Annotated in this window: 4 protein-coding genes and 1 rRNA gene; 3 read left to right on the plus strand and 2 right to left on the minus strand. The window is 34.0% G+C overall.

Annotated elements, in window-relative coordinates; all coding sequences use genetic code 11:
• Position 1: 1 nt before the first annotated feature.
• The 3 genes from BLS90_RS07990 to BLS90_RS08000 all read left to right on the plus strand — a co-directional run bounded on the left by BLS90_RS07990 (position 2) and on the right by BLS90_RS08000 (position 4,423).
• Entirely contained in the window at positions 2-1,456 is a 1,455-nt protein-coding gene (locus BLS90_RS07990; protein WP_091257129.1) for a glutamate synthase subunit beta, read from the plus strand.
• Positions 1,457-1,627: 171 nt separating this feature from the next.
• Entirely contained in the window at positions 1,628-2,848 is a 1,221-nt protein-coding gene (lysA, locus tag BLS90_RS07995) for a diaminopimelate decarboxylase (RefSeq protein ID WP_091257130.1), read from the plus strand.
• A 159-nt stretch (positions 2,849-3,007) separates the two neighbouring features.
• Positions 3,008-4,423, plus strand: a complete 1,416-nt coding sequence (locus BLS90_RS08000; RefSeq protein WP_091257131.1) for an alkaline phosphatase — start codon at positions 3,008-3,010, stop codon at positions 4,421-4,423.
• A 78-nt stretch (positions 4,424-4,501) separates the two neighbouring features.
• On the opposite strand, the gene pafA is transcribed toward BLS90_RS08000, so the two are convergent.
• Both pafA and rrf read right to left on the minus strand, forming a co-directional pair.
• Positions 4,502-6,118 (minus strand): alkaline phosphatase PafA, encoded by a 1,617-nt coding sequence (gene pafA, locus BLS90_RS08005; protein ID WP_091257132.1) that lies wholly within the window; start codon positions 6,116-6,118, stop codon positions 4,502-4,504.
• A gap of 254 nt (positions 6,119-6,372) precedes the next feature.
• Positions 6,373-6,482 (minus strand): 5S ribosomal RNA (gene rrf, locus BLS90_RS08010).
• Positions 6,483-6,698 lie beyond the last annotated feature (216 nt).

The following is a 6,698-nucleotide window of genomic DNA, read 5'->3' on the forward strand; positions in this document are numbered from 1 at the left end:
TATGGGAAAGATAGGAGGATTTAAAGAATATAATAGAACTGACGAAAGTAATATTGTTATTGAAGAACGTGTTTCAAATTACAATGAATTCACAATTACATTACCTAAAGATAAAATCAAAGAACAAGGATCCAGATGCATGGATTGTGGGATTCCATTTTGCCACAGTGCTTGTCCATTAGGGAATTTGATACCCGATTTTAATGACATGGTGCATCAGGAAGAATGGGAAAGTGCTTTAAAAATATTGCAATCAACCAATAATTTTCCTGAATTTACTGGTCGTTTATGCCCAGCTCCATGTGAAAAATCATGTGTATTAGGAATTATAAGCGAACCGGTAGCAATCGAAAATATTGAAAAAAATATTATCGAAAGAGGTTTTGCTGAAGGTTGGATAAAACCACAACCACCAGAAGTTAGAACAGGAAAAACAGTGGCTGTAATAGGATCTGGTCCTGCTGGTTTAGCGGCTGCACAACAATTAAATCGTGCAGGACATACCGTTACCGTTTTTGAAAGAGACAATGCCATTGGTGGATTATTACGTTACGGAATTCCAAATTTTAAATTAGAAAAAGGGATAATCGACAGACGTGTTACAGTACTTGAAGCAGAAGGAATTACTTTTAAAACGAATGTAAACGTTGGTGTAAACTATAGCATTGAAGAATTGAACGCTTTTGATTCTATCGTACTATGTGGTGGTGCAACCGAAAGAAGAAGTTTACCAACCAAAGGAATAGAAAGTAAGGGAGTTGTTCAAGCAATGACTTTCTTGACGCAACAAACGAAATCACTATATGGTGAGGAAATTCCAGATCAAATAATGGCGACAGGTAAAGATGTGATCGTTATTGGTGGTGGAGATACTGGCTCAGATTGTGTGGGAACTTCAAACAGACACGGTGCAAAATCAGTTACTAATTTTGAGATTTTACCAAAACCACCCGTTGGAAGAAGTGAAACTACACCTTGGCCATTTTGGCCATTGCAATTAAAAACTTCCTCTTCACATGAAGAAGGTTGTAGTAGAAACTGGTTAATCAACACCAAAGAATTCATTTCAAATGAAAGTGGCCAACTTGTCGGTTTAAAAACCGTTGAAGTGGCTTGGAAAATGACACCGGGACAAAGACCTGAATTGATAGAAAAAGAAGGGTCAGAAAAAATATGGCCTTGTGATTTAGCTTTATTGGCACTTGGATTTACAGGTCCTGAAAAAACATTAAGCGATCAATTAAGTTTAGAAATTGATATGAGAAGCAACTATAAAGCGACTAACTATCAAACGAATGTTCCTCATGTTTTTACTGCGGGCGACATGCGAAGAGGACAATCATTAATTGTTTGGGCAATATCTGAGGGTCGTGAAGCTGCCCGAGAAGTCGATAAATATTTAATGGGTTATACCAATTTACCAACTAAAGGAAATGGCGATTTACCCAACTTGTAGTTCTTGACAACATTACATAACCCTTGACAGAAAAATTTTGTCAAGGGTTATTTTTTTTTAAAATTTCAAATAAATGTTTAATTTATAACTTTTTGTTAGAATTTGTTAGAATTCGTTCATTAACTTGTGGGACTAAATAAAGAGTAATAAATTTGCTCAAAATTAATAATCATGCAATCAAAAGACTTAGTACAATTAGCAGAACAATTTGGCAGTCCATTATACGTTTATGATGCCGAAAAAATACAATCTCAATACAATAGATTAACTAAAGCTTTTTCAAAGGTAAATAAGTTGCGTATCAATTATGCAATGAAGGCTTTGTCAAATGTCGCTATACTTCAATTATTAAGAGAAATGGGATCAGGATTAGATACAGTTTCTATTCAAGAGGTATTACTAGGACTTCACGCAGGATATGAGCCGGATAAAATATTTTATACTCCGAATGGTGTTTCTTTAGAAGAGATTGAAGAAGTCAATGCCATGGGTGTTCAAATTAATATTGATAATTTATCCATATTAGAGCAATTTGGGACAAAACATCCAAATGTTCCTGTATGCATCCGAATAAATCCACATGTAATGGCTGGTGGAAATGCAAATATATCTGTTGGTCATATCGATAGTAAATTTGGCATTTCTGTTCACCAATTACCTCATTTAGTTCGTATTGTTGAAAATACAAAAATGAACATTGTGGGTATTCACATGCACACAGGTTCTGATATTTTGGATATCGAAGTATTTTTGTATGCTGCTGAAATATTATTTGATGCCGCCAAAAACTTTAAAAACCTTGAATTCCTAGACTTCGGAAGTGGATTTAAAGTGCCATATAAAAAAGACGATATCGAAACTAATATTGAAGAATTAGGTAAAAAACTATCAAAAAGATTCAATGCTTTTTGTACCGAATATGGAAAAGAATTAACCTTGATATTTGAGCCAGGGAAATTTTTAGTAAGTGAAGCGGGTTTCTTCTTGGCTAAAGTAAATGTCGTTAAACAAACTACTTCAACAGTTTTTGCAGGGATAGATAGTGGTTTTAATCATTTGATTAGACCAATGTTTTATGGTTCACAACATCATATCGAAAACATATCGCATCCAAAAGGGAAAGAGCGTTTCTACTCCGTAGTAGGCTATATTTGCGAAACCGATACTTTTGCTAATAATAGAAAAATTGCAGAAATAAAAGAAGGTGATATTTTATCTTTTAGAAATGCAGGAGCGTATTGTTTCTCTATGGCTTCAAACTACAACTCCAGATACAAGCCAGCTGAAGTATTATGGATGAACGGTGAAGGGCATTTAATAAGAGCACATGAAACCTTTGAAGATATACTTAAAAATCAAATTCCGTTACCCGTTGCTGTAACAACATCTTAATCTAAATAATCCCATTCGCCATCGTGAATGGGATTATTTAGTTTATTCAAAAATCATTCTCTTTCTAAAATTATTATATCCTAAAATAATAATCAATCCTTAACATACTCCGTGAAGTAGTTTCTTTACATTTGGAATTCTTACAAAAAAACAGAAACAATGAATAGACGGAAATTTTTCAAGAATGGCTCTTTATTTGCAATTGGTGCAACTATACTAAATCCTTTTGAAGGAAATGCGAACGAGCTAGATTTTGACACTTTAAAAAAGAATAAAAAAGCTAAAAATATCATTGTGATCGTTAGTGACGGAATGAGTATTGGTACATTAAACATGGCTGACCTATACCTAAATAGAAAAACGGGAAAAGGTAGCAACTGGATTCAATTATACAAAGACAATAAAGTAACTCGAGCATTGATGGACATGGCTTCAGCATCATCAATAGTTACAGATTCAGCTGCTGCAAGTTCTTCTTGGGGAAGTGGTTTTCGTGTCAAAAATGGTTCTTTAAATGTTGGAATAAATGGAGAAGAATACATTCCAATATGGCAAAAATTCAAAAAAGCAGGAAAAATGGCGGGATGTGTCACTACTGTTCCTATTACACATGCCACACCTGCCGGATTTTGTATTGCATCAAAGAGCAGAAATAGTCAGGAAAGCATTGCTGAAATGTATCTTGACTTGAAATTTGATATCATGATGGGTGGCGGCAATAACTATTTCTCATCTGAAAGCCGTAAAGACAAACGTGATATGTACCAAGAGTTTTCAAAAAATGGATTTTCTGTTGTAAAAAACAAAAGTGAAATGCTAGCATGCGGCAACAACAAACCTATACTTGGTGTGTTTCATAACGATGGCCTTCCCTATTCAAAAGATAGAGAAAGCAGCAAGGAATTAACCGCGTCTATTCCTACTTTAGCTGAAATGACGGAACGTGCCATTGATAAAATGAAAGACCACCCCAATGGTTTTGTACTTCAAGTCGAAGCTGGAAAAGTAGATTGGGCAGCACATGGAAATGACATCACTGGATTACTTTATGATCAAGTGGCTCATGATGAAGCCGTAAAAGTTGCTATTGATTTTGCTGAAAAAGACAAAAATACGTTAGTAATTATCACAACAGATCACGGGAACGCCAATCCAGGAATTATATACGGAAAAGATACTAATAAAAATTTTGATTCTATCCAAAACTACAGACAAACCAACGATTGGATTTTAAATGGAATTGGTCAAGAAACATCTGTTTCACAAGTAATTGAAAGAATTGAATATGCCAATAAAACGATTTTACAAGAAGATGAGGCTAAGGAAATTTTGAATTTTTATTCAAATATCAAATTAGAGGAAGGTCTTTATAATCCAAAACATTTGCCTTTCAAAGTACTTGCTGACATTCAAAAGAAACACAATTCAGTGGGTTGGATTAGTATGGATCATTCTGCTGATTACACCGAATTAGCCATGTACGGACCCGGAAATGATCTGTTGCAACCTTTTATAAAAAACACAGACTTACATTATCTAATGCTAGACGCAGCTGAAGTAGAAAATAAATTTTAGAATAAAATACAAAAATAAAAACTCCAAACTTTTTAAAAAGAGAGGAGTTTTTTATAATAACAGCAGCTTTAAAATGCTTTATTTTTTCTCTAAAAGCGTTTCCAAAACTTCAGATTCAGTTCCATTAGTAAATGGAATTTTCAACATTTGTGAAAGTGTTGGTGCTATTTGAGTTATATATTTTTTTGCATATAATTCTCCTTTCGGAACATGCCATCCATAAAAGAGTAACGGAACATGTGTATCATAACTATTAGGAGATCCATGTGTAGTTCCTGTCGCTTGATACTGAAGATAACCTGTTTTGTCCAGAATTACCATATCACCATTTTGTTTAGGATCATAACCCTTAGCGATAAAACTTAAAAAATAATCTTCCCCACAAGATGCTAGGATTTCTTCTTCGGTATACACTCTTTTAACTTGTTCTTGTGTCATCAAAAAATCTTTGAAACTTTGTTTTACTTTAGTTAATTCTAAACCTTTTTGTTTTATAATTTCTTTATTGAAGAAAAGATTGAAGTTAGAATAGTCTAATATCAAATCGGAACCAAATGTTTCATTTGAATGTTTTTTTAATGCCTCAACAATATCTTTAGAAGGAATATTTTTTACATTGTATTTATTATCCTTAAGATAATTTGGATTTTCAGCACCAGCATGATCAGCAGTCAGAAAAAGTAGGTAATTATCCTTTCCAACAGTTTTGTCTAAATAGCTTATAAAAGTAGCCAAAGTTTGATCTAAACGTAAGTAAGTATCCTGCAACTCCATAGAACGGGGTCCAAAAGTATGTCCTACATAATCAGTCGAAGAAAAGCTAACAGTAAGAAAATCAGTAATATCATCTTTTCCTAAATCTTCTTTTTCTATGGCTTTCATGGCTAACTCAGCCAAAATATCATTCCCAAAAGGCGTGGTTCGTAAAATATCCGGTCCCTTTTCTTTATATATTTTACTCAAATCATACGGGAAGACTGGTGCATTACCTTTATCTAATTTTCCTTCATAAGGATTATCATCCACAAGACTTTCATTATAAGTAGCAACTGGCTTCAATAAATCCCACCCTTTATTAATGTAATTCATGTAACGCTTATCTTGATTAAACTCGTTTACCCAATCTGGTAATACTGAACCATAAAAAGTACTTGATATAAAAGATCCAGTTTTACTGTACCAAAACGCCCAATTGGCGAAATGACCTGCTGGCAAAATTGCACCACGATCCTTAATACTCATACCTATAACTTTACCTTTAAAATTAGTAGCCATACGTAATTCATCTGTAATGGTCGTACTTAATAAATTTTTAGGAGACATTGCACCTTCTTTTTCTGTACCGTCACCTAGGATTTTAACGGAAGCATCATCCGTACAGTACATATCTTTTCCCGTAGCTTTATTGAACCACTCATTTCCCACAATGCCATGAGTAGATGGTGTACTTCCTGTATAAATACTGGCATGACCAGGTGCAGTATATGTTGGCATAAAATTATAATGCATGTTATGAAAAGTGTACCCGTTGTTCATCAATCTATTAAAACCATTTGACGAAAAATCATCTGAAAAACGATATAAATATTCCATTTTCATTTGATCTACCACTATTCCAACTACTAATTTAGGGCGTTGTTGCGCATATGACATTAAAGAACTAAAGAAGGTCAAAAACAAAATAATTTTTTTCATAATGTGTATTTATATTGGTGACAAAAATACAAAATCTAGATTGAAAAGGCTTAGCAAAAATACGCATCTACATAATATTAATCTATTCTTAACATCTGTAGCTACAAATTTTATTCCAAGATAAAAGAAAAATAATATTACCTTTTAAAAAAGAATTAACATAGATTCCTTCCCGTGCTCCATCAAAACCGGCCACAATCTAGGATATGGTATATAACAAAAAACCCTAATCCGATAGGAATAGGGTTTTCAAAGAAAGGCGACGACATACTCTCCCACATAACTGCAGTACCATCTGCGCAGGCGGGCTTAACTACTCTGTTCGGGATGGGAAGAGGTGAGCCCCGCCGCAATAACCACCTTAAGAGGTTATAATTGCTTTGGGCAATTACTGTAATGTTGTTTATTGTTGTATAAACATCAATTACATAATATCTTAACATACTGAGATAAAGAAAATAAAAAGTTTGAGAAAGTTTCTTCCCCGGGTTGCCCCGGGGAAAAGCGTACATAAGCTTACGGGTTATTAGTACTACTCGACTATGACATTACTGCCTTTACATCTATAGCCTATCAACGT

The sequence above is a fragment of the Flavobacterium omnivorum genome (genome assembly GCF_900099915.1).
GTDB lineage: Bacteria > Bacteroidota > Bacteroidia > Flavobacteriales > Flavobacteriaceae > Flavobacterium > Flavobacterium omnivorum.

What these genes read in the sequence shown, in the direction of transcription:
- BLS90_RS07990 (WP_091257129.1), top strand. Translation starts at nt 2, where the DNA reads ATGGGAAAGATAGGAGGATTTAAAGAATATAATAGAACTGACGAAAGT.
- lysA (WP_091257130.1), top strand. Translation starts at nt 1,628, where the DNA reads ATGCAATCAAAAGACTTAGTACAATTAGCAGAACAATTTGGCAGTCCA.
- BLS90_RS08000 (WP_091257131.1), top strand. Translation starts at nt 3,008, where the DNA reads ATGAATAGACGGAAATTTTTCAAGAATGGCTCTTTATTTGCAATTGGT.
- pafA (WP_091257132.1), bottom strand. Translation starts at nt 6,118, where the DNA reads ATGAAAAAAATTATTTTGTTTTTGACCTTCTTTAGTTCTTTAATGTCA.